We start from the raw sequence: 23,326 nt of genomic DNA, 5'->3' as shown, positions 1-23,326 counted from the left end.
CTAAAAATTTTTCGCGATTATACCCAAATCTACCTAAATAATCTTATAGGGTTAATATGGGATGTTTTTTGGGTAACTTCAAAGATAAGTTCATCTTTTACTCTTCCGATTGTATACCCTTTCTTAATCTTCTTACCTGTTTTTATATTTGGAGCTATCTGAGATAAGTTTGCATAGATAGTATGTAAACCATGGGAATGTTCTACAATAACAATATTATCAAGTACTGCTGTTTTATCTGCGTAGATAACTTTACCGTTAAATACCGTCCTTACTTTTGCATTTGGCTTTTTAGGCTTTAAAGATATCGATTCGTTAAAGATCTTAATCCCGTAAATAGGGTCTGTATATGTCCCATAGTTTTTAGTAATAGTATAAGCGTTTAACGGTGCAATTGTTTTTGCTCCACGATACTTAATCGTTTTCATCGCCTGATAAGAGCTACCGTGTTTTTTTACTTTTGGCAGGTTGTTGTTATCAACATAGATCTCTTTTTTCGCTAAAGCAGCTTTACGTTCTTTCTCTTCCTGCGCTTTTTTCTGCTGATCAACTTTAATGATATTTAGATGTGAAAGTGTATCTTTAAGAGCATTTTGTCTCTTTAATAACCCTTGCAGCTCTTTTTTGTAAGATGCTTTTGCAACCTCTAGTTTCTTTAGCGCTTTTTTGTTTTCCTCTTGCGTTATAAGTAGTTTTTTACGCTTATCATCAATCTCTTTAATTGAACTCTCTAAAGTTGTCGCATGTTTAACTAAAAATTCTATATCGTTGGAGTTAGCTAAAAACTTTTCACTTAACTCTTTTGCTTTTTTCCTTGAAGATTCCAACATCGAACGAAGTACTTCCAGCTCAATTAAAGAGTCTGCATCACTTTTAAAATCTTCTTCTAAGATGATCGATAAAGAAACGCTTTGTGCTATAACAAATACAAGCTCCTGCTCAAGCTTATTTTGCTTTTTTTTGAGCTGTACCTGTTTCTCTCTGAGTTCATCAAGCTGTACACGACTGTCTTTATAACTGCTCGCTTTAGACTCTAACTCCTCTTTGAGTGCTTTTAAATACTTTTCTTGTTTTGAGAGTTCTTGTTTTTGTTCTAAAATCGCCTTAGCCGTTTGCGCCATTTTTTTGTTGATCTTAGAGTAATTTTTACTGTAAGTATTGAGTTTTTGACTCGTGCTTTTTATTTTTTTATCAATATTATTTGCAGCGTGAACAAAAGAGAACAGTAAAACTAACGAGAAAAATATTTTGATCATTATACCTCTTCTTTATGACCTAACACTACAAACGATGCCAGTATAATCGCTACAGAGATAGATACACCAAGCATAAGTAAAAAGTCATATGTATAATCAAAAAGTACTACATTAATTCCTATATGCTCAAACTCTTGTGCAATCATAGGAAGCGTGCTTATATATGAAAACAGTATAAAAGCCAAGAATGATGCGATCAGAGCATCTACGATAGCAAGGCGGAAAAGTACTGCTGATCTAAGCCAAGAAGGTGCTCCAAAAAGTCCCATAATGCTCATACGCTCATTATGTTTAAACTGCCATATTCTTAACTCTTTTGAGATTAAAAGGAGTGTTACGACTATAACCGTAAAAGCAAAAACGGTTATTACATTTTTAAAGAGTAAAAGAAGTCTGTAGGTAGTGTCGTGAGTTTTTTCAAACGTTTCAACTTTTGTAATGTAGTTATTTTTCAATAGTGCTTGCGTTAAGCTTTTTAGTTCTGATGGACTTGGATAGTGCTGCAGACTTACTTTATAAAACTTCGGTAATGTCAGCTTTAAAAGTTCCAAGTTTGTTTTGTTAATGCCCGTATTTAGTTTTTTAATGATATTGTCGGGAGATAGGCTATCCATGTTTGCAATTAACGGATCGATCGATTTGAGTTGCTTTGTCTCTAAAGTTTTCTCACTTACTACTACTAAAGAGTAATTGTTTGCCAAATTCTCTTTATAGCTGTCAATAGAACGCTCAACAACCATAAATACCTGTAAGGCGAAAAGAATCCCAAGTAAAGCTAATACTAAAGATATATGATTTTTAAAGGACTTCACGGATATCTCCAAACTCAATATGATAATGTTTATAATTCACTTTCATATTTTCAGGTATATGGTGTGTTACGACAATAACTGTCGTTTTCAACTGTTCATTTGCACCCTCTAAAAGGTTCCAGATAAGTTGAGAAGAGTAATCATCAAGATTCCCCGTAGGTTCATCTGCTAAAATCAGGATCGGATTATGTGCAAGTGCTCTGGCCATAGCTACACGCTGCTGCTCCCCACCGCTGAGTTCAAGAGGATATTTTCCCGCTTGATGTTTTAATCGTACATGCTTTAGTAGAGAATCTACCTGATTTTGCGTTACCGTTTTATCGTAACCGTTAATGATTAGCGGCAACATAATATTTTTTTCAATAGTCCACTCTTTGACAAGTTTATAATCTTGAAAAACTATCCCTAAATGTTTTCGTAAAAAATTGAGTTTTGAGTTAGATACATTTTTTAACTCAACTCCCCCTACTACCAGTGAACCCTCTTTAGGTTTTAAGGCACCATAAAGAGATTTAAGCAGTGTAGATTTTCCACTACCGCTTGCACCTGTTATAAAAACAAAACTACCGGAATCTATAGAAAAGTTCGCTTTGTTTATAATGGTTTCTTCACTCGAGTAAGACAGAGATAGATTTTCGGCGATTATAACTTTATCCATGCAAGACCTCATTTAGATATTGATGTGCTTTCAGGTTTGCTTTTGATCGTAAAGGGAGTTCAGGATAATACTCTACCCCCTTCTCACGAACGATCACATAAAGATGTTCAGGTCTGTCAAAACTTCCCATAGATGTACGCAACATCACACCCTCATCTGTTTTATAGACTCTTTCAAAGTGGATAAAACCACTCTCAAACCTTTTTGTAGTTCCGTGTAAAGCTATCAGCTCTTCGTTTGAGAGTTTTACCTCATCAAATTCAAAATTACCTTCGATAGAAAGAGCTTCAGAGTCTTCATCATTAGTCATAATAACATCATAGATGTTTTTCTCCATCTTTTTCCATCTGTCTTCATACTTCGAACTCACAGCAATATCTTTGTTTTTATTGATAAGAAGTGTTGTTTTTGGAAATGCTATAAACGTTTCGTACGAGTAAGCATAATAGTTTTCACTGTCTGTTCGAAGCTCCAACGTACCGCCAACTTTAAGCGCACGTCTACACTCCTCAATAAAAGCAGTCGAGATCACACGGCGATGCGGTTTCTTATCCCAAGGTACCGGAAAATGTACATATACCGCTCCCACTAAATTTGAAGGTACTAACTCCATAAAAAGTCTTGCATCATAATCGAGAACTAAAAGGTTGTCTAACTTTTGAATAACCGCTTGTTTTAAAACCTGCTCAATAGAAGGTCTGTGGATCTCAATTCCAATGAAAAGTACATCCGGGTTATTTGCCGCTTGATGCAGTAAATGACGTCCCGAACCAAAACCAACCTCGATACGCACCTCTCTGTCTTCAGGAAACTCTTTTGCAAAGTATTCTATTTTTTTAAGTGCCGTTGATTCTTCAAGGTGGACATTTTTTCTATCAACAACATTTGAAGCTAACACCTCAAGCTTGGCACCTTTTGCATATGCTAAGAGAGCTTTATGAACAATGCCTATCGATGCAGGGCGTGTTAATTTGTCTGTCTTTAAAAGGACTCTCTCCCCATCCTCTTTTACCAGTAAAAAGAATCTCTCTCCATCAACCGTTGTCGATATAAGTTGTTCATCATCTCTTGTAGCATTATCAGCTAGGAAATTAAATTTTACACCGTCAATCTCTTGAGGCAAGTCTATATTTTTAAATTCTTTAATATGTAAATGTGGCATTATAACTCGTTAATATCTAAATCTTCTGCAGGTGCTATCACCTTCTCTTGTGTTTTCACTTCAACCGGTTTTTTCACCGTTTGTTCTTCTACTGCTGATGCTTTTGGAGCTTCTATAAACTCTGTTGACTCTGGAGTTACTACAACTACAGGCTCACTTGATTCAGATAAAATTTTATTTTCATCTAAAGAGTAGATTCTATATGTGTATGTAGTATCGGCATCTACAACATTATCTCTATAGTGTGTTGCCGCAATATCTCTAAACTCGTCACGTTTCGTATCAAGCCAACCTTTTTGTGTCTCTTTTACAATAATATAACTTTTTGATCTTGGATCAACTTTTGACCAGTTTAGCTCTATATACGAACCGACAAGTTCTGCTTTAAAAATTGCAGGTGCCGCAGGTTTTGCAAGTGTCATACCCATTATGCTGTTTTTTTCATTTTCACTCTCTAAACCATCTTTATCAACAACACTTACACGATAAAAATAGCGCGCACCATCTTCATCAATCTTATCTATAAAAGTATTGTTGTGAAGTTTTGCGATCAGCTCATAATTTCCGTCTATACTTGTAGATCTATATACATAGTATCTTGAAAAATCTTTTTGCGTCGTTGCTTCCCAGTCTATTTTTATCTGTTTTGGAAGGTTTGTACTTACTCTGATGTTTGTAACTGTTTTTGGCAACGGTTTTGTTATAACTTTTACGATCTGTGAAGGTGTTGAAATAATACCGTCATATGTTTTTGCTCTAAGTCTATACATGTAAACATAATTATCTTTAAGCTCTGTATCTAAAAACTCGGCATTTAGTCTATCGTTAATAGTCTCAATTGTTTCCCATTCAGTCTCTTCCAGTGTTTTACGCTCTACAATATACTTTTGTACCCTTTGATTTGAATGGGGACGCCAAATGATTTTTGCACTTCTAGGAAGTCCTGTAATACTATGTATCCATGCAACAGACTGTAAAACAGGTTTTGTATTTACTTTATAAACTTGAGAGAGTCTTCCCTGAGTATCTTCCGCTAAAACACGAAAACTGTATGAGTAGATAGTATCAGGTGATACATCATCATCAACATAGTGTGTTTTAAAACGACTGTTTACACTTTCATAATATTGCATCTCTTTATTGTTTTCAGATTTTGGAGATGTTCTGTATACGTATATCTCTTTTACTCTTGGATCTTTAATACTATTCCACTCAAAAGCGATACTAGTCATATCTGACATGATCCCGTTTTGTGTAAGTGTTATAACCGGAAGCGTATCATCAACGGCAGTTTTTTCATCTACATTTGGTTTTACACCACTACAAGCATTAAATGTCAGTAGTGAAGCTGTCAGTAATGTACTTAAGCTTAGTAACTTCATCAACCTTCTCCATATCAAATTTTTTCTCTATAAAACTTTTCATATTTTCATCATATTTTGCTTCAAAAGAGAGTCGCTCTTTTGTTGTCGGATGTATAAAATATATTATGTATGCATGGAGCAAAATTCGTTCCGATTTCTCCATTTTCGGGCTTTGTGCATACAGGTGTTCCCCGACAATATGTCTGTTTAAACTCTCTAAGTGTACTCTAATCTGGTGCGTTCTGCCGGTAAAGAGTTTACAGGCAATTAACTGCATTCTTTCATCGTCACTTAGCAGCAGTTGTTTGAACATTGTTTTTGCGTACTTACCGTGCTCTAAGCCACTTGCCATTTTTAGACGGTTTGAACTGCTTCTACCTATATTTGATTCAACAGTAGTGATATCATCTTTTAATGGTGGTGCAATTATAGCAAGATAATATCTACCCATACTTTTATCTTGCAGTTGTTGAGACAGGAACTCATGTGCCTCGTTTGTTTTTGCAATCACCATCGCACCCGATGTCCCTTTGTCCAGACGGTGCACGATCCCGTGACGCTCTTCACCGCTGATTGTAGAGAGCCTTATCCCTTTAAACTTGAGCCAGTCAACTAAAGTTGGTTCTTTTACGCTTGGTGCAGGATGTACAGTTACTCCGCTTGGTTTATTGATAACCATAATGTCATCATCTTCATAAAGAACTTCTACCTCTTTTGCCCAAGAAACCTCTTCAAGTAAATTGGTATTAACCTCATCAATTTTCAGTTCGGGAAACTCTACCCTTACTTTTTGTCCCGCTTTTAATTTTACACCGGGACGAGCTACTAACTTCTCATCTACAAACACAACTTCTTGTTTTATCAGTTGGGCTATTTGTGAACGAGTTTGAGCTATTTGTGAAGCTAAAAATGTATCTAATCTTTCTGATTTTTCACAAATATACTCTTTAAGTTCTTTCATTATATACCTTTATATTACATATCTATGTTACAATCACAATAATTTTATTTGGAGTTACAAACTTGTGGAGATTTGATAAGAGTATTTTATCACAATTTGACTTTTTTTCTATAATACTTATTATCCCTCTTGTAGTAATGTCCAATTGGCTTATCGGGGAAGCAGTCCCTGCACTTGCTGAAAAACAACTTGCCTATGTCGGTGTAGCACTTATTGTATCTTTGGGTGTCTTTTTACTCCCTATTCGCAAGATGCGCTGGATGATCCCTTTTATCTACTGGCTTAACATCCTTTTACTCCTTGCAGTTGAGTTTTTCGGACACTCGCGTCTGGGTGCTCAGCGTTGGATTGATATCCCATTTGTTAATGCTACCATTCAACCCTCGGAGTTTGTAAAACCGGCACTAATCTTAATGCTAGCATATCTGATCGATAAAACTCCTCCCCCTGTAGGTGGTTATAGACTCAAAGATTTTTTACGTTTAAGCGTTTATATCCTTATTCCGTTTATTTTGATCGTTAAAGAGCCCGATCTCGGAACTGCATTGGTACTTTTACTCATCGGTTACGGTGTTTTATTTTTCGTAGGAATATACTGGAAGATAATTGCAACTATTGCCGCAACAATCCTTTTAATCTCTCCGCTTGCTTACAAATACGGCCTGCACGATTACCAAAAAGTACGTATCAAAGACTTTTTAAGTGAAAAACCTTCATACCATGTACAACAGTCAATAATTGCTATCGGTTCAGGTGGCTGGACAGGAAAAAACAAAGAGGAAGCTACACAGACACAAATGAAATTCCTCCCTATTGCAACGAGTGATTTTATTTTTGCTTTTGTGGTTGAGCGAACAGGCTTTTTAGGGGCACTTTTACTTATTTTGATCTATGTAGTACTTATTTTACACCTGCTGAGTCTCGGTGTTTTTAATAAGGACTACTACATAAAAGTTGTCACCGTCGCGATCTCTTTTATGATCTTTATCTATATGGGGGTAAACATCTCTATGACAATAGGTTTTGCACCTGTTGTAGGGGTGCCTTTACCTATGTTTAGTTATGGAGGAAGTAGTTTCTTAAACTTTATGGTTCTATTTGCTATTATGCAGAACCTTATCACTTTTAGATATAAAGATATGTACGATAAACGGGGAACAAAAAGTTTTCTCTAATACAAGGTTGGTCTATGAAAACAAATACTCTCGACTTTACAACAGTTACTGAACAACTTGATCCTTTACATGTTCAAGATATACTAAATCCGGAACATCCATCTTATTACTTTCCAACAGATAATTACATACTTCTAATAGTAAGATTTTTTGAGATCGAAGATGATGAGCTTAAGGGTGTTTCTATCCCATATATTATAAAAGATGAATTGATATGTAAATACAATCGAACAACAAACAGTTTTACCATATACAATACTATTGAAGAGATGCTCCACTCTATCAGCATTCATTTACGAAAAGCAGAAAGGCTTGTAAAGAGATATTTAGACGAGATCGACAATCTTGAAGATGCTTTATATTCCCGTAAAATTCCCGCTATCTTTTTAGACCTATGGTTTGATCTTAAAAAAGACCTAACACGAATAGACAGAATGTTAGAGAGGATAGATACCGTTTTAAAAGAGTATAAAAGTGAGCATATGGAGAATGGGTCTTTCCCCGATGATTCGCTCTCTGACATTTTAGAACACATACAACGCTATCAAAGATTAGCTAGTTTACATACTGTAAAACTTGATACTTTATATAGCTACTATAACTCTTTGAAAAATGACAAGATAAATAATAACATCTATACTCTCACTATTTTATCTGGAATATTTTTACCGCTGAACCTTGTTGTAGGTTTTTTCGGAATGAATACGCAAAATCTCTTTTTTACAAATGACCCGGACGGTACATATAATGTAGTTTTTATTTTAGGACTTATGTTTGTAGTATTACTAATTATCTTCCCAATAACACGTATAGTACACAGATACGTACTACAAAAAGTTCTAAGTAAGTTTCATATCTATAACAAAATCGTTTCCAAGATAAAAAAGCTTACAACAAACGAGAAAACTACTAAGTAGTCAGTAGTTTTTCTGATGGCTTTCCTATGTAAAATCCTTGTCCGTAATCAACATCTATCTCTTGTAAAAACTTCAGTATCTCTTCATTCTCAACATATTCTGCGACCGTTTTTACTCCCAGCTCTTTAGCAAGTGAGATAATAGACTTTACAAATGCAAGATCTTTTTTATCTTGATGAATATTGATTATAAAATCACCGTCAATTTTTATATAATCAATCGGAAATCTTTTAATATAATGAAACGATGAAAAGCCCGAACCGAAATCATCGATTGCAAAACTAAACCCTTCCAGTTTTAAATTTTGAACAAATTTTTCAAGTAGTGAGAAGCTTTTTACAGTTTCTCTCTCTGTAATCTCAAATACGATGTTCTCTCTTTTTATCTCATATTTCGAACTTAACAGCACAATCTTGTTTATAAACTCCCCAATCATCAATGCTTTTGGAGACAGATTTATAAACAAAAGCCCTTGATAGTTCAGCTTCTTAATCTTCTCAAAAGCAGCTTCTATCACCATATAATCCATTTGATGCACTACACCTAAAGCTTCCGCAGTCTCTATAAAACGACCAGCCGAGATCACTTCATCTTCAACCTCTATTCTCATTAAGAGTTCATTGATCGCAACCTTACTTGTTTTTACATCCATTATAGGTTGAAAATGTGGAATAATTTTCTTCTGCTTTATCGCATCTAAAACGACTATCGACTGGTCCTGGGCTTTTTGAGCTATCTCTTCTATATCTATTTCAGTAGGATATTTAACAAGGTTTTTCCCTTCATATTTTGCCTTGTACATCATAGAATCTGCAACATCAAAAAGCTCTTTAGGCTGTTTTCCGTGTTCTGGGAAAATAGCGATTCCGATTGAAACTGTCATACTTGTCGGTGTTCCATCCGGTGCAATAAGCTCAAACTTATTAACATTCTCCAAAATTCTATTGGCTACCGTAAAAGTCTCTTGAGCTCCCGATTCAGGTAAAATTAGAGTAAACTCATCTCCTCCGTATCGAGATAAGATATCTTCATCTCTTTTTGATTCTTCAAGAAGCTCAGCAAACGCTTTTAAAAACTCATCACCGAAACTATGTCCGTATGTATCGTTGATTGGTTTAAAGTTATCACAGTCAATTACAAGTACACCAAACTCATATTTATGTCTAGCTGCACGTTTAACCTCATACTCTAAAAGGTCTCTAAATACCCTTTGGCTAAAAAGTCCCGTTAAAGGATCCCTTGTCGCATAGAACTCTAAATGTTCCGTATATTTATTGATAGCTTTAATTGAGCCCACTAAGTTCAATAATGTCGTAAGTATAGAATCAATTACGATCGAATGGATAGAATCTTTTTCCAATCTTGCTTGTATACCAAGTCCTACAATCCCGCCAATTTTTGGAGTCTCTAACAGTAACGATTTTGCTTCATGTTCAATATCCTCAATTGCAAGTTCCGTCAGACAAAGATTCTCTTCACTAAAATTATGATTGATCTTCGAACCGTTATGATCTAAATGGTGATGTTCCGTAATCATCTCTTTTGCAATATGATTGAGATGTTCCATAAGCTTTTTATCCGGCTTACCGTACCAGAAAACTTCTACCTCATACTGTTCCTCTTCTGTTTTAAATATTGTGACTAGACAATAAACAGGAAGGACTATATTTATCTCGTGTAACAGGTCTTTTATATACTCTTTCCAGTCTTTAATAACATCCGAAGTAATTACCATCTTATCCAGCAGTTTTACCTCAAACTCAAGTATATCTTTATCGACTGCGATATCTTTGAGTTTTTTACTTAGCGTATTTAACCCCTCTAGTATCTGGTCAAACTCTTTGTAAGTGTTTTTATCTTTTACAATGCTTAGATTTTTGAAGTCTTTAACACTGTTAATATTGTGTATCTTTTTTTGAAATGCATCTAACGAGAGATTTATCTTGTTTAAAAACAGTTTTGAGAAAATATATACAACTATAAACATCAAAGGCAGAATAAAAATGAAAAATAAAAGATGTTCGTTTTTACTGTTTTCAATAATTTCAGAAAAATCATACTCAACGGAAACTACACCGAGCACATCTCCCTCTTGGGTATTGATATGACACTGCATACACTCCTGCTTTGCAATAATAGGTGTAACGATCTTCGTTGCGTCATTTTCTGTGGTCAGGATTTTCTCTTTTGTATGAAAGACTTTTTGAACATTACTGTTCATCTCTCCTTGTTCAATTCTTCCAAAAAGTGCTTCAACTTTTTCACCTCTGTAGATCTCTACAGAATAGTTACTGTTTTCAAAAGAGTTTTGTGTTTCTGTTAGAAATACCTGAAGGTCTTCTCTACTCCACCCTTTTCTCATAACTTGGTACATAGAGTTGAAAACCTGTTTTGATAACGACTCAGAGACTTTTTGAATCTCTGTAATCGTAATATTTTTATATATGTAAGAGGAGAAGAAATAAAACAGTATAAATAAACTGACTGTAATTGTAAAAATAGAGACTCTGAAAGCATTTTTAAGTGTTGTGATTTTCATATGTTTACTACCTACAATATAATTTTAATTAATAATACACTTAATAGAATTAATTTTTGATAAAGTGGCTGTTATTTTATATTATATAAAAACAGTGTACATTTTTACGTTTTAAATTGCTCAAGTTTAGTTGTAAGTGAACTCGTCATATGATTGAGATGTTCCGATGCACTTGCAATCTCTTCTACACTTCGTGCATTTTGTGTTGAGATACTGTTTATCTGAGAAATAATAGTAGCAATTTTATCAATATTTTTACCGGTACTTTCAAATTCTGTAACTGTTTTATCACTAACATTCGCCGCTTGCGAAACAATACCGTTTGTCAATTCTATTTTATTTTTAACATTTGTAGAGATCTCTGCAAGCTCTTTTATGTGCTCTGAATTGTTGTTCATCTGTTCACTTGCTGAACCTGTAGCTTGAACAATCATATTGATTGTACTATCGATCTCCATTAGAGTCTTTTGCGTACGTTCTGCCAGTTTTCTTACCTCATCGGCAACTACCGCAAATCCGCGTCCATGTTCACCTGCACGTGCAGCTTCGATAGCAGCATTAAGTGCCAATAAGTTTGTCTGATCAGCAATATCTGAAATAACCTCTAAAACGTTTTTCACTTGGTCCATATCTGTTGAAAGTGTCTCTATAGTTTGAGCAAGTTCCGTTTCAAGTTCTGCACTGCTATGAACACTATTTGTCAGGTTCACAATTTCACTTTGAGCTTCATCAAGCATGCCGTTAGCCTCTTGAATCTCCTCTTTCGATTTTTTTGCATCATCAATTGCAACCATAATTGTATTAATAATCTCAGATGTTTGTTGTGTAGCACTATCAATAATTGTAACAGACTCTTCAACATTTTTTCCTACCTGTAGGGATGTAGTTGAGAGTTCATGAGAGATAGATGAGTTTTCTAAAGAGTTTGATTTAGCATCATTGATCACTGTTTGTAACTCATGAAACATATAGTTCAAATCTTTTGCAAGTTGTGACAATTCATCTTTACCTTCAATTGCAAGATGTTTAGAGAGATCTTTTCTGTTTGTAATATCGTGAATTGAGTGAGATATGTTTGTTATTTTTCTATTGATCGTAGTTGTAACGACATATGTAAGCACACTTACGATCGATAAGAGCACAACAAATATAGTTATATATAAAAATCTCACTTGTGATTCTTTTTTCAAGATTACACTATCTACACTCTCTAACACCTCTTTTAAAGATTGATCTGTTTTATGAATTGTATCTCTCATCTCTCCTAAAGCGCCCTCTTTAGAAGAAAGTCCTATCATCTTGTAACCTTCGACAAGGTTATAAAAATCTTTTTTGTAATTTTCCAGGAATTTCTTTGCAAGTGCTTTGTCTGAAAGCTTTTCATCTTGAAGATGTGTAACAATAGTTTTTAGCGAAGCATCAAATTTTCCAACATACTTTAGATCTTTACGTAACATAAAATCTTTTTCCCCGCGGCGAAGCATCAACATATCTGTACTTAGTTTATAGTTGTTATCTTTTTTAAGTAAAGCTTCTAGATTGTGGACACTGTCTCTAAGTGAACCGTAGAGTCCATCTTTTGGGTTTAAACCTATGTTTTTCTGTATCTCCACGATAGTATTAAAATCTTTTGAATATTTTTCAAGTATAGTGCGCAGATTTTGCACTTTTGTCAGATCGATTCCGAAATCTTCTAGTTTTGTAGTAACTCTATCAAGTTGTGTTTCTAGCTTTTTATAGTTGTTTTGATATTTTTCCTGATACTTCAAGTCAATACGACTTAAAAAGTCTTTTTCGTTACGACGTAATTGTAATATAGAATTGTCAATGTTTGTTACTTCATATTTAAGCTCAGCCAACTCTTGTGCTTGTGATGATGAGTAAGAAAAAAACAAGCCTAATATGAGAAAAGAGACTATTGAAATTCCAGCCATTAAAATAAGTCTGGACTTGAAAGTATTGAAAAATAACATCAGATTTTTCCTTAATATGTTAGTTAATGTGAGTAGAAAGGTTGTTATTATAAAGCAATGTTATTTAAAAGATTATTAAAAATAAGGATGGCGCGGTGGACGAGACTCGAACTCGCGACCCCCTGCGTGACAGGCAGGTATTCTAACCAACTGAACTACCACCGCGCATGTAAAAAGAAATGGTGGGCACTACTGGACTCGAACCAGTGACATCTACCTTGTAAGGGTAGCGCTCTACCAACTGAGCTAAGCGCCCATAGAATGGGAAAATGAAAACACCAAAATTGGCGACCCCTAAAGGATTTGAACCTCTGTTACTACCATGAAGTGATAGTGTCCTTGGCCACTAGACGAAAGGGTCACTTATGTCAACAAAGGGTTATTGTTAATGGTGGGCACTACTGGACTCGAACCAGTGACATCTACCTTGTAAGGGTAGCGCTCTACCAACTGAGCTAAGCGCCCATTTTATACTAAATGGCGCGGTGGACGAGACTCGAACTCGCGACCCCCTGCGTGACAGGCAGGTATTCTAACCAACTGAACTACCACCGCATTTAGTTTAAAAATGGTGTCCCGTGATGGATTCGAACCATCGGCCACATCATTAAAAGTGACGTGCTCTACCAGCTGAGCTAACGAGACATTTTCTTGTTTTTTGTTACTCTTTCGTTTAAGAGGCTGGAATTATAGACAAATTAAAATCCAATGTCAAGGGTTTTTTGAAAAAAATTGAAATTTTTTAAAAAAAAGTTTTTTTATCTAAAAGTAAGAGCATTTTTATAGCATATAGTGCACTTTGATTTTGGACAAAATTTCTATCCCCGTTAAAGTATAAATGCTTTTCATTATGATCAGTTTTACTTCTTACGCCTATATATACAGTTCCGACCGGTTTTTCATCTGTTCCACCAGTGTCCCCTGCTATACCGCTGACTGCGATCGCATAATCTGCATGACTAACCGCTAAAGCCCCTTCGCTCATCTCACGTACAACTTCAGAACTGACAGCTCCAAACTCCTCTAGCGTTTTTTCACTAACAGCTAACCAGTTATCTTTGAGATCATTGGAGTATGTTATTAATGCCCCTTCTAATATTTTTGAAGCCCCGTTATTTTTTGTAAGATAGTAGCTAAGCAGTCCCCCTGTACAACTCTCAGCAAAAGTGATTTTTTTGCCAAGGGAAGAGAGTCTTTCTATAATGTATTCAAGTACGTTACTAGCAGGTATTAAATTGTTAGAAAGCAGTTTTTTCGATGCACTTATAAAGTTAGAGATATCTCCGTATCTTTTTGAACAGATATCTATCCTTTGCCATCCGTCTATAAGTGTTGTAACTTCAAACGTCACTTCATATGTTTGTGCGATTGGAGTAAGTATATTAATTAAAGTATCTTTCTCTTCATCAAATACATGAATAGTTGCATTTGTTGTTTCACTTTTCATAAGTATAGAAGGGATATTTGTCGACTCATCTACTTGAAGTACATTTACAAGAGTTTTATCGTGTTCTATAAGATAACTCCCCTCTTCATATACTAAAGCTTTTTGCGGCATTAAAAATCCATCTTTTAAAACTTGTATATCTGTCGTAGCGGTAGAGATAAGTTTTCCGATCGTTGAAAAATTTTGTTTTGTTGTTACTATAATAGTTCTATTGTTACTATTGAGCTCTTTTTCTATCTCCAAAAATAGAGTATTTTCTCCATCTTTATAGTAACTAATAAGTTCAATCTCATCACATGTTTTTTTAATATGTCTAACAACATACTCTTTTAACGGTTCATTATAAATAAACTTACTTCCTATAAACATCACGTGCAATTTCATCGATCTCTTACCTTTTACTATGAACTAAAAATCGGCTTATTATAGCATTTTATACACTTTTAAACGCAAAAAAGATATAATCCCCCCAATTATACAGATAAAAACATCTAAATACTTGAGGCAAATATGGATTATAAAGATACATTACTTTTACCGACAACGTCGTTTGCAATGCGTGGTAACTTAATCAACAATGAACCCCTAAGATATAAAGCTTGGGAAGATAAAAAAGTTTACAACAAAATGAAAATCAATCGTAAAGACGCAGAGAGCTTTACATTACACGATGGACCACCGTATGCAAATGGAAATATTCATATCGGTCATGCACTCAATAAAGTTTTAAAAGATATCATCATCAAACACAACTACTTCAACGGGAAGTCTGTTCGTTTCACTCCGGGCTGGGACTGTCATGGTCTACCGATCGAGCAACAAGTTGAGAAAAAACTTGGCGGTAAAGCGAAAAAAGAACAGTTAGAAACTGCCGAAATCCGTAAACTTTGCCGTGAGCACGCTGCAAAATTCGTAGATGTACAACGTAGTGAATTTAAACAACTTGGTATACTAGCTGATTGGGACAATCCTTATGTAACTATGGATTACAAATTTGAAGCAAACATCTATAGAACACTTTGTGAAGTAGCTAATAAAGGTCTTTTAATCGAGCGTAGTAAACCGGTTTACTGGTCTTGGGCTGAGAGAACTGCACTTGCTGAAGCGGAAGTTGAGTATGAAGACAAAGAGTCTCACTCTATCTTTATCGCATTCGAGCTTAACGACGATGCTAAAGCAAAACTTGGAATCACAGGAAAAGCTGCTCCTGTTATCTGGACGACAACTCCTTGGACGATCCCTGCAAATACAGGTATCTCTTTTAACCCAAATGAGAAGTATGTACTTACAACTGACGGTCACATCGTTGCTAAAGAGCTTTACAATGCAAATATTGAAAACGGAGTAATTAGCGGAGAAATTGCACAAGAGTTCGATGCTACGCAATTTGAAAATCTAGTAGCTATCAACCCGTTAAATGGCAGAGATTCTCGTATCGTTCTTGGCGAGCACGTTTTAGTTGACAACGGTACGGGTTGTGTACACACGGCTCCTGGACATGGTGAAGACGACTACCGTGTTGGACTTGTTTACAACCTTGACGTAGTTATGCCTGTTGATGAAACTGGTTGTTACGATCAGACTATCGTACGTGAAAAGCTAATTCCTAATGCTGAAGATTTCTTAGGGCGTCACATCTTTAAAGCAAACGATGACATCATCGAGCTTATGGGTGATGCAGTTCTTAAAGTAACGAAGTTTACTCACTCATACCCACACTGTTGGAGAAGTCATACTCCACTTATATTCCGTGCTACAAAACAGTGGTTTATCTCAGTTGATGGAACGCCTGAAGGTGAAGAGAGAACTCTAAGAGATATCGCACTTAGCGAAGTTGAGAAAACTAAATTCATTCCTGAAACTGGTAGAAAACGTCTTAACTCTATGGTTGAGAACCGTCCAGACTGGTGTATCTCTCGTCAACGTGACTGGGGTGTGCCGATTGCATTTTTTAGAGTAAAAGCAACTGGTGAAGTACTTCTAGATGAAAAAGTTCTAAACTTTGTAGCGATGATTTTTGAGATGCAAGGGTCTGATGCTTGGTACTCAATGCCGATCGAGCAACTTCTTTACCCAGGAAGCGGTTATAAAGCTGAAGAGTTAGAAAAAGTAAACGACATTTTAGATGTATGGTTTGACTCTGGTTCAACTTGGTACTCAGTACTAAAATCTCGTAACTACGATGCGGGAATGTATCCTGCTGATCTTTACGTAGAGGGAAGTGACCAACACCGCGGTTGGTTCCAGTCTTCACTTTTTTTATCAACTGCCGTACAACACACGGCTCCTTATAAAGGTGTACTTACTCACGGTTTCACGGTTGATGAAAAAGGTGAGAAGATGTCTAAGTCTAAAGGGAATGTTATCGCACCTGAGAAAGTTCTCAAAGAGTTTGGGTCTGAGATCCTTCGTCTATGGGTAGCATCATCTGACTACCAAGGGGATCTTAAAATCTCTCAAGGGATCTTAAAACAAACAGCAGAAAACTACCGTAAACTAAGAAATACGTTTAGAATTATGCTTGCTAACATTAATGACCTTGAAACACTAGTTCCTGTAGAGCAAATGGGTGATTTAGACAAATGGGTTCTTTCAGCTGCTAAAGAAACATTTGACGAGGTACATAAACTTTTCAGCGAGTATAACTTCGTAAATGGTATGAATACACTCAATAACTTTATCGTTAACGAGTTAAGCGGTATGTATATCGATATGACTAAAGACAACCTTTACTGTAACGATAAAAACTCTACTCGCCGTCGTGCAAGCCAAAGTGCTATGGCTATGATTACAAAAGCGATGCTGCTTCTAGTAGCGCCGATTCTAACATATACAGCTGACGAGATTATAGAAAATGCACCAGCTATCATCAAAGGTGATGCAGAAGATATCTTCGACTTTACATACGAGCCTTTACCTGAGGTTGCATCTCCATTTGATGCTGCTTATATGGAAAAAGCACGTGAAGGTTTCGGAGCGGTTGTAGATGCACTGAAAAAAGAGAAAGTTATTAAAGCTACTCTAGAGCTTATCATCTACACTGAGTCTAAAACTGTTTTAGATATGAACGAAGTTGATGCTGAAGACTGGTTCGTAGTAAGCGGCATCTTTGAAGACAAACCTGAAGAGGATGAGCTTGGTTCATTTAAAGTTGGTGACGATACTTTCACAGTAGCAAAAGCAACTGCACACAAATGTCCAAGATGTTGGAAATTCCAGGCTGAAAAAGAGGACTGTACTTGTGCTAGATGTGGCGAGGTTGTAGCCTAATGCCTGACATGACGCAACCTGTAGAGATGGGATTCATCCTTTCTACAATCGGTGTTATCTTTGCTGTGATCGCAGTAGGGATCGCACTTGTAAAACTTGGAAAAAAGTCTAGAAACTCTTAGACTTTTTCAACCCTCATTTTCCCTTACTCTTCAACTATTTATTTTAAACCTTATTAATACTAAAATACAACTATAAAGTACACTTTATGCATATACACTCTTAAACAGTCTGTAAAAAGGAAGTAGATGTTAAATTTTGGACCGTTTAAGTCTCTTTCGACGAAAGAGTTTCAACAAAAAAGAGAAGAAGGTTTTGCCGTCATCGATATAAGAAGAGCTGATGAATGGGAAGATTTTGGTGTTATTGAGGGGAGCCATAAGATCACATTTTATGATGAATCGGGAAAGTTTGATATTGAGCAGTTCCTAGAGCAGTTCACAAAGGTAGTTGCAGATAAAGAACAGCCTTTTATTTTAGTATGTGCCCATGCCACCAGAACAAAAATAGTCTGTGAAATAATGGGTCTAAAACTTGGATATACTAATGTCTATGAACTAGACGGCGGGATCAACTGGGGTTGGATTGATAAGGGTTTGGAAACGATAAAATCATGATAAAAATAAATTTTGTACAAGTAACTACAACCGAACAAATTGATACTCTAACCCAATTGGCAAATACAATATGGCCAGAGCACTACACTCCTATTATCGGTCAAGAGCAGGTTGACTATATGCTGGAAACTTTTCACTGCGCAGATTCCATCTCCAGTGAGATCAAGAATAAAGGGTATGAGTACTTCTTAATCATCAAAGACACTACACCTATAGGCTATATTGGGGTCAATATAGAAGACAAAACCCTTTTCTTAAGTAAATTCTATATTTTATTACCATACAGGAAAAAAGGTTTTGGCAGAGTAAGTATCGATTTTTTAAAACATTTGGCTCGATCTTTTGACTTGACTAAAATCACTCTCACTGTAAATAAAAAAAATGAAGACACAATTACGGCCTATCAAAAGATGAGCTTTAAAATAACAGCTGAATTGTGTGCTGATATAGGAAATGGTTTTGTGATGGATGATTATAAAATGGAACTAAATCTCATTTAGCTAAAATCAAGACAATCGATATATAATGCTCCTTAATAAAAGGTATATTCTAAGAGCAAAGGAAACCAATGGCTAACCATGATCTACATTCAGTATTAGATATGGAAAATGAAAACCTGAGCGAACACACTAATGCTTTAAAAGAGGTAGATTATCTCAACTCCATCCCCGACCTTGTAGCTTCGATCCATGAAGTGATGGAATTAGACGACAGTGATTTTAGTGAGGAGATAGAATGGTAAACTATAAAGTTCTTTTTTCACACCATGCACTCAAAGATGCTAAAAAACTGACAGGTTCCAACCTTGCCGAGAAAACAAAAAAACTCATTGAGATCTTAAAAACAGATCCATTTCAACAACACCCCTCTTTTGAAAAACTGATCGGCAATCTGCACAACACTTTTGCACGCCGTATCAACCACCACCATAGAATTATTTATGAAGTAAAAGAGCAGGAAAAAGTTGTCAGAGTTTTACGAATGTGGACACACTACGGAGATTAACCTCCCCTCTTTTTTTTAAATATATATTCATAACGAACAAAACTTGCATATAAAAATCTTATGAGTACACAACCACTATATTGCCATCGTTGTAATCAAACCTATAATGTTCGTCAAGAAGATCTGAAATTGATGCAACAGTACAAAAATAAATTTGATCACAAAGGTTATCTAGGAGGTTGTTTTTTCAAAGATCTGGGTCAGCTAAAACGATCAACAAAAGCTAAGGAGGTAAAATGATTATAGATGTACATCTAAAGAATTATGATGATAACTTTATTGACAACATCGAAGAGATTATGGAAGAAACAAATGTTCAGATGTTTGTTCTGCATCCCAAAGATGCAGATGCACTTAAAGAGGTTCAAGAGTTAACGGATGAACATCATAATATTTTTTATACCGTACCTGTCGAACTTGCAGATAATACTGATAAGAAATGTGTTGCTGTCTATATATCTACGATACAAGAGCTTGAAAGTGTAAAAAAAGATGTAGTTATGATAGAGGAGGACAACTTGGATGAAACACTCTACAAAGCACTCTATAAGCATAAAGGGATCATACTCAATGCTACGAAAAGCTATGATCATTTAAAAAACTTTTTTGTAAGCATCAGTCCCAGCAGTGTAGATCAATTTGACAATGATGTACTAAATAAACTCTCAATGAAAAAGCTTGTTCTGCAAAGCAACTATCCGGCCCATGACTTTGATGATCTATTTACAACTGTTGAAAAGATCTCAAACTCTATGTTTCGTTCAGAACAAAGTATTATGCTTGAAGCAAGTAAAAACACCCTCCAACTTTTCGGTTTTAAAATAATGTAAAGTTCTAGATTATGGAAGAGAGATTTATTATTTTCAACGGTAGCTTAGGTGTTCATGATTTTGTAACAATCGGTGAGATGAAAGTTGAAAATGAGAAAACTATTGCCTGGCTGGAAGAGCCTTATGAGATGGTTGGTCCATTTGATCTAAATAAACTTAGAACAGGTGAAGAGTTCAATTTTGCTGCCTGTGTTGTAATGTCTCAACAAAAATGGAAAAAAGAGCGTATATTTTTACAAAAAGAGGCTTTAAAAAGACAACAAAAAGCGCAACAAGAACACTATGAAGATATCCGTCGATACAATAGAAAAAAGCAATATTTAAATGATGAAAAAAAACATCGAGAAGTTTTGTGTTTGCCGCTAGAAGGAGTTCTTGAGGCAGTTGAAATTAAAGCGGCTTACCGAAGGCTTATTAAAACAGAACACCCCGACGTCGGTGGAAGTCATGAAAAATTTATTGAAATTACTGCAGCGCGTGATGCCTTACTAAAAAAATAGTTTATAGTTTCAGGTTAATTTCCTTATAATGTTTTAGATAGCTTCAATGGAGTGGACAACATTATGAATACTGACAAAAAACGTGTACTCTTTATTTCCCACGGTGGAGGCCCCCTTCCCCTACTTGGGGATACAGGACATTTAGAGATGGTTAAAGAGTTAACAAGCATAGCTGAAAAAATCCAAAAACCCTCTGCTATTTTACTCATTAGTGCCCATTGGGAAGATGAACTCGTTAGCATCACCTCATCTAAATATCCTTCACTTATTTATGATTATTACGGCTTTCCGCAAGAATCTTACGATATTAAATACCCCTGCTTGGGTGAGCCATCTTTAGCTAAAGAAGTTGAAAAGGTACTGCAAAAAGCTGGAATAGAAACAGAGCTTAATGAAGAGCGGGGATTTGATCACGGAGTTTTTGTCCCTCTAAAAATAATGTATCCCAAAGCAGATATCCCATGTGTGCAGATCTCTTTACTCAACACTCTAGATCCTCTAGAGCATATAAAAATTGGTACAGCCCTAGCGGATATTGAGTACGAAAATTTACTCATTATTGGTTCAGGTTTTTCTTTTCATAATCTAAAAGCATTTTTTGCAAAAGATACTACAGAAACTACATCAATGAGTGAGCAGTTTGAGCAATGGTTGGTAGATACATGTTCAAATAAAGAACTTAGTGAATCTGCAAGAACAAATAGATTAGTAAAATGGGAACAAGCACCTTATGCACGTTATTGCCATCCGAGAGAGGAGCATCTGCTCCCCTTACACGTCTGTTATGGGGTGAAGCAATCTGCTTGTGATGAGTATATTGAGTTACAGATTATGAATAAGAAGTCTAGTTTTTACCTTTGGTAATCACAACTTTACATATTTTCTTCAATAATCTTCAGCGCCTGTGCTATCTCATCATCATTTAACTTACCATCTTTATTAAAAAGCAGTTCACCATTTTTAGAGAAGATTAAAATATCTGAATTATCATCGGCAACGCCCCACTCTTTTACTATAACGCTTTTCATATCTTTTACGTAAAGAGTATCGGGGAATTTTTTCTGTTTTGCTTCAAGTGCCACTTGAATCGCAAAGTTTGGTTTCCATGATGCCGCCATATTGATGATCGCAATACTGCCAAACTTTTCTTTATCAAAGTTTTTTGCTTTTAATGCATCGGCAAAATCTTCATTGAGATCTTTTTCATCCGGATCGACATAAAACATCACAAGTACTTTATCTTTTAACGATCTAGAGCTCCACTCACTACCATCTTTTACAAGACCGCCATTTACTCCGCTTAGTACAATATTTTTAGGTGCTTCACCTATACTCAAAGCTTCTAAATTCCAAGCAAATATCATTACAAATAAAAAAGATGTTATTTTCATTGTCTCTCCCCTAACTTAAAACTGGTACAACTATTCTATCTAAAAAGGGTAATCCATAATCTGTTTTCAAGTATATCTCCATATAATACTTTTTCAATTTAACTATATAGGAAACCATCTATGAAGTCTTACGTCGTCGGCTTTGCATTCTCCGAAAATAAAAACAATATTCTTCTTATAGAAAAACTCCGCCCCGAGTGGCAAAAGAACTCTCTCAACGGTATCGGTGGAAAGATCGAAGCAGGAGAAATGCCAAGTGATGCTATGGATCGTGAATGTATGGAAGAAACGGGACTTAAATTAGAGTGGGAACATCGAGGTGTTATGTCGGGGATGAATGGTGATGGCAAACCTTTTGAGTGTCATATATTTTATACATACAACGACACAATATGGAACTTTGAGCAAAAAGAGGATGAACCTCTTAATGTTTACGCCGTTGAAGAGCTACACGATAAAAAGATGATCAGAAATCTTCGTTTTTTAATCCCTTTTGGACAACATAATGAGAATAAAGAGTTTATACGTCTAGAGTATCAATAGATAAAACAAATAACTCGTAAAGAACGAGAATATCACCCCATAACCTACAATCGCAGAACTAAGCCTTGGAGAGAGTCCTGCCATTGAAGCCATTGCAGCCGCCGTAATCATAGGTGCCATTGCAGCTTCTAAGATTGAGACTTTTGAGGCTAAGTTATCCCATGCAAAGATGTAGCAGATAGCTATTGCAATTAGCGGTGCAATGAACAGTTTTATAAACAGTGCTACACTAAAAGGTTTAAGTTCATCTTTTGGAAGTTTAAACTCCAGTTGCAAACCGACTGCTACAAGCGCTAAAGGGATAACCGTTGCCGAGAGTGAATTAAGCACTAACTCAATCGAAGCCGGAAATGTTATACCGTTTAAAAATAGTGCTACAATCAAAGCTATAAAGGGTGGAAATGTTATTATTTTATAACCGATTATAGATGGAGTAATCTTCGTAGTTGCACTGTAAAAAGCACTTACAAAAGTTCCGTATGTTGCAAGTGCCAAAAAGACACCGAGCTGATCGTAAACCATAATATACGCCAAAGCTTCAGCACCGTAATATGCCTGAATGATCGGCAGACCTAAAAACGAACTGTTTGTAAGCACTGCAACAAGCATTAACATACCTGTAATCTCTTTTGAAAATTCCATCATCCTAGAAACAGCTAGTACGATCAAGGCTGAGAATACCATTACACTCCAAGATACAATTACAGGGATTAAAATATCAAAAGAGAATGTAAGCTGTGATATCTGTAAAAGTATAAGTGCTGGAAGGGAGATATAGATCACAAACTGGTTTAAGGAAGTTGCGACGTCACGTTCAAAGATATTTACTCTTTTAAAAAAGTATCCTAAAAACATCATCAAGACAATATATAAAAAGTTTTCCACTTTTACGCAACCTTATTTTTT

Annotated in this window: 23 protein-coding genes and 6 tRNA genes; 12 read left to right on the top strand and 17 right to left on the bottom strand. The window is 35.7% G+C overall.

The genetic code is table 11. The features are described 5' to 3' along the window. Nucleotides 1-29 precede the first annotated feature (29 nt). The 6 genes from FJR03_RS04510 to FJR03_RS04485 are packed head-to-tail and all read right to left on the bottom strand — an operon-like array spanning nt 30 to nt 6,213. Entirely contained in the window at nt 30-1,256 is a 1,227-nt protein-coding gene (locus FJR03_RS04510) for a murein hydrolase activator EnvC family protein (protein WP_193114457.1), read from the bottom strand. Then, nucleotides 1,256-2,068, bottom strand: coding sequence for a cell division protein FtsX (locus tag FJR03_RS04505; protein WP_193114456.1), 813 nt, complete (start codon nt 2,066-2,068; stop codon nt 1,256-1,258). Before FJR03_RS04505 ends, FJR03_RS04510 begins: the two co-directional genes overlap by 1 nt. Then, on the bottom strand, nt 2,055-2,726 hold the full coding sequence (locus tag FJR03_RS04500; protein ID WP_193114455.1) for a cell division ATP-binding protein FtsE: 672 nt from the start codon (nt 2,724-2,726) through the stop codon (nt 2,055-2,057). The genes FJR03_RS04505 and FJR03_RS04500 overlap by 14 nt, the downstream gene beginning before the upstream one ends. Then, a complete protein-coding gene (gene trmB, locus FJR03_RS04495) occupies nt 2,719-3,888 on the bottom strand; it encodes a tRNA (guanosine(46)-N7)-methyltransferase TrmB (protein ID WP_193114454.1) in 1,170 nt (389 codons plus the stop codon). Before trmB ends, FJR03_RS04500 begins: the two co-directional genes overlap by 8 nt. Next, nucleotides 3,888-5,270 (bottom strand): fibronectin type III domain-containing protein, encoded by a 1,383-nt coding sequence (locus FJR03_RS04490; RefSeq protein WP_193114453.1) that lies wholly within the window; start codon nt 5,268-5,270, stop codon nt 3,888-3,890. The genes trmB and FJR03_RS04490 overlap by 1 nt, the downstream gene beginning before the upstream one ends. After that, nucleotides 5,218-6,213 carry an RluA family pseudouridine synthase gene (locus tag FJR03_RS04485; protein ID WP_193114452.1) on the bottom strand — a complete coding sequence of 332 codons (996 nt, stop codon included), beginning with the start codon at nt 6,211-6,213 and terminating at the stop codon, nt 5,218-5,220. The genes FJR03_RS04490 and FJR03_RS04485 overlap by 53 nt, the downstream gene beginning before the upstream one ends. Before the next feature lie 62 nt (nt 6,214-6,275). On the opposite strand from FJR03_RS04485, the gene FJR03_RS04480 reads away from it, so the two are divergent. Next, nucleotides 6,276-7,388: an FtsW/RodA/SpoVE family cell cycle protein gene (locus FJR03_RS04480; RefSeq protein WP_193114451.1), complete on the top strand. Its 1,113-nt coding sequence runs from the start codon at nt 6,276-6,278 to the stop codon at nt 7,386-7,388. Nucleotides 7,389-7,402: 14 nt separating this feature from the next. After that, nucleotides 7,403-8,305, top strand: coding sequence for a CorA family divalent cation transporter (locus FJR03_RS04475; RefSeq protein ID WP_193114450.1), 903 nt, complete (start codon nt 7,403-7,405; stop codon nt 8,303-8,305). Here the strand turns inward: FJR03_RS04475 and FJR03_RS04470 are convergent. The 9 genes from FJR03_RS04470 to FJR03_RS04430 all read right to left on the bottom strand — a co-directional run bounded on the left by FJR03_RS04470 (nt 8,298) and on the right by FJR03_RS04430 (nt 14,648). Further along, nucleotides 8,298-10,844, bottom strand: coding sequence for a putative bifunctional diguanylate cyclase/phosphodiesterase (locus FJR03_RS04470; protein ID WP_193114449.1), 2,547 nt, complete (start codon nt 10,842-10,844; stop codon nt 8,298-8,300). The genes FJR03_RS04475 and FJR03_RS04470 overlap by 8 nt on opposite strands. A gap of 104 nt (nt 10,845-10,948) precedes the next feature. Further along, nucleotides 10,949-12,817, bottom strand: coding sequence for a methyl-accepting chemotaxis protein (locus tag FJR03_RS04465; RefSeq protein ID WP_193114448.1), 1,869 nt, complete (start codon nt 12,815-12,817; stop codon nt 10,949-10,951). A gap of 88 nt (nt 12,818-12,905) precedes the next feature. Then, nucleotides 12,906-12,982 (bottom strand) — tRNA-Asp (locus FJR03_RS04460). 15 nt (nt 12,983-12,997) lie between these two features. Then, a tRNA-Val gene (locus FJR03_RS04455) sits at nt 12,998-13,073 on the bottom strand. Between the two features lie 29 nt (nt 13,074-13,102). Further along, nucleotides 13,103-13,178, bottom strand: a tRNA-Glu gene (locus tag FJR03_RS04450). Nucleotides 13,179-13,206: 28 nt separating this feature from the next. Further along, nucleotides 13,207-13,282: transfer RNA gene (locus FJR03_RS04445), tRNA-Val, on the bottom strand. Nucleotides 13,283-13,295: 13 nt separating this feature from the next. After that, nucleotides 13,296-13,372: transfer RNA gene (locus FJR03_RS04440), tRNA-Asp, on the bottom strand. A 14-nt stretch (nt 13,373-13,386) separates the two neighbouring features. After that, nucleotides 13,387-13,462: transfer RNA gene (locus tag FJR03_RS04435), tRNA-Lys, on the bottom strand. A gap of 97 nt (nt 13,463-13,559) precedes the next feature. Further along, nucleotides 13,560-14,648, bottom strand: coding sequence for a CinA family protein (locus tag FJR03_RS04430; protein WP_193114447.1), 1,089 nt, complete (start codon nt 14,646-14,648; stop codon nt 13,560-13,562). A gap of 126 nt (nt 14,649-14,774) precedes the next feature. On the opposite strand from FJR03_RS04430, the gene ileS reads away from it, so the two are divergent. The 9 genes from ileS (at nt 14,775) to FJR03_RS04390 (ending at nt 21,350) form a co-directional block, all read left to right on the top strand. Beyond that, complete coding sequence (gene ileS / locus FJR03_RS04425) at nt 14,775-17,534, top strand: isoleucine--tRNA ligase (protein WP_193114446.1); 2,760 nt, start codon at nt 14,775-14,777, stop codon at nt 17,532-17,534. Further along, the gene (locus tag FJR03_RS11725; RefSeq protein WP_255524256.1) at nt 17,534-17,656 is read left to right on the top strand and encodes a hypothetical protein; all 123 of its coding nucleotides are present in this window, start codon (nt 17,534-17,536) and stop codon (nt 17,654-17,656) included. Before ileS ends, FJR03_RS11725 begins: the two co-directional genes overlap by 1 nt. A gap of 126 nt (nt 17,657-17,782) precedes the next feature. Continuing rightward, nucleotides 17,783-18,151: a rhodanese-like domain-containing protein gene (locus tag FJR03_RS04420; RefSeq protein WP_193114445.1), complete on the top strand. Its 369-nt coding sequence runs from the start codon at nt 17,783-17,785 to the stop codon at nt 18,149-18,151. Further along, nucleotides 18,148-18,651, top strand: a complete 504-nt coding sequence (locus FJR03_RS04415; RefSeq protein WP_226962180.1) for a GNAT family N-acetyltransferase — start codon at nt 18,148-18,150, stop codon at nt 18,649-18,651. The genes FJR03_RS04420 and FJR03_RS04415 overlap by 4 nt, the downstream gene beginning before the upstream one ends. Nucleotides 18,652-18,719: 68 nt before the next feature. Next, nucleotides 18,720-18,893: a hypothetical protein gene (locus FJR03_RS04410; protein WP_193114444.1), complete on the top strand. Its 174-nt coding sequence runs from the start codon at nt 18,720-18,722 to the stop codon at nt 18,891-18,893. Further along, nucleotides 18,887-19,156, top strand: a complete 270-nt coding sequence (locus FJR03_RS04405; protein ID WP_193114443.1) for a Txe/YoeB family addiction module toxin — start codon at nt 18,887-18,889, stop codon at nt 19,154-19,156. The genes FJR03_RS04410 and FJR03_RS04405 overlap by 7 nt, the downstream gene beginning before the upstream one ends. Before the next feature lie 236 nt (nt 19,157-19,392). After that, nucleotides 19,393-19,986 (top strand): hypothetical protein, encoded by a 594-nt coding sequence (locus FJR03_RS04400; RefSeq protein ID WP_193114442.1) that lies wholly within the window; start codon nt 19,393-19,395, stop codon nt 19,984-19,986. 11 nt (nt 19,987-19,997) lie between these two features. Next, the gene (locus FJR03_RS04395; protein WP_193114441.1) at nt 19,998-20,486 is read left to right on the top strand and encodes a J domain-containing protein; all 489 of its coding nucleotides are present in this window, start codon (nt 19,998-20,000) and stop codon (nt 20,484-20,486) included. Between the two features lie 63 nt (nt 20,487-20,549). Next, entirely contained in the window at nt 20,550-21,350 is an 801-nt protein-coding gene (locus FJR03_RS04390; RefSeq protein ID WP_193114440.1) for a DODA-type extradiol aromatic ring-opening family dioxygenase, read from the top strand. Nucleotides 21,351-21,358: 8 nt separating this feature from the next. Here the strand turns inward: FJR03_RS04390 and FJR03_RS04385 are convergent, their stop codons facing one another. Next, a complete protein-coding gene (locus FJR03_RS04385; protein ID WP_226962179.1) occupies nt 21,359-21,877 on the bottom strand; it encodes a YtfJ family protein in 519 nt (172 codons plus the stop codon). A 120-nt stretch (nt 21,878-21,997) separates the two neighbouring features. Between FJR03_RS04385 and FJR03_RS04380 the strand changes: the two genes are divergently transcribed. Beyond that, nucleotides 21,998-22,420, top strand: a complete 423-nt coding sequence (locus FJR03_RS04380) for an NUDIX domain-containing protein (protein ID WP_193114439.1) — start codon at nt 21,998-22,000, stop codon at nt 22,418-22,420. Here the strand turns inward: FJR03_RS04380 and FJR03_RS04375 are convergent. Beyond that, entirely contained in the window at nt 22,406-23,305 is a 900-nt protein-coding gene (locus FJR03_RS04375; protein ID WP_193114438.1) for an AEC family transporter, read from the bottom strand. The two genes, FJR03_RS04380 and FJR03_RS04375, sit on opposite strands and share 15 nt — an antisense overlap. Nucleotides 23,306-23,326: the final 21 nt, after the last annotated feature.

The organism is Sulfurimonas marina, assembly GCF_014905095.1.
Lineage (GTDB): Bacteria > Campylobacterota > Campylobacteria > Campylobacterales > Sulfurimonadaceae > Sulfurimonas > Sulfurimonas marina.
The sequence above is the reverse complement of the archived record's forward strand: the minus strand, read 5'-3'. Positions and strand labels throughout refer to the sequence as shown.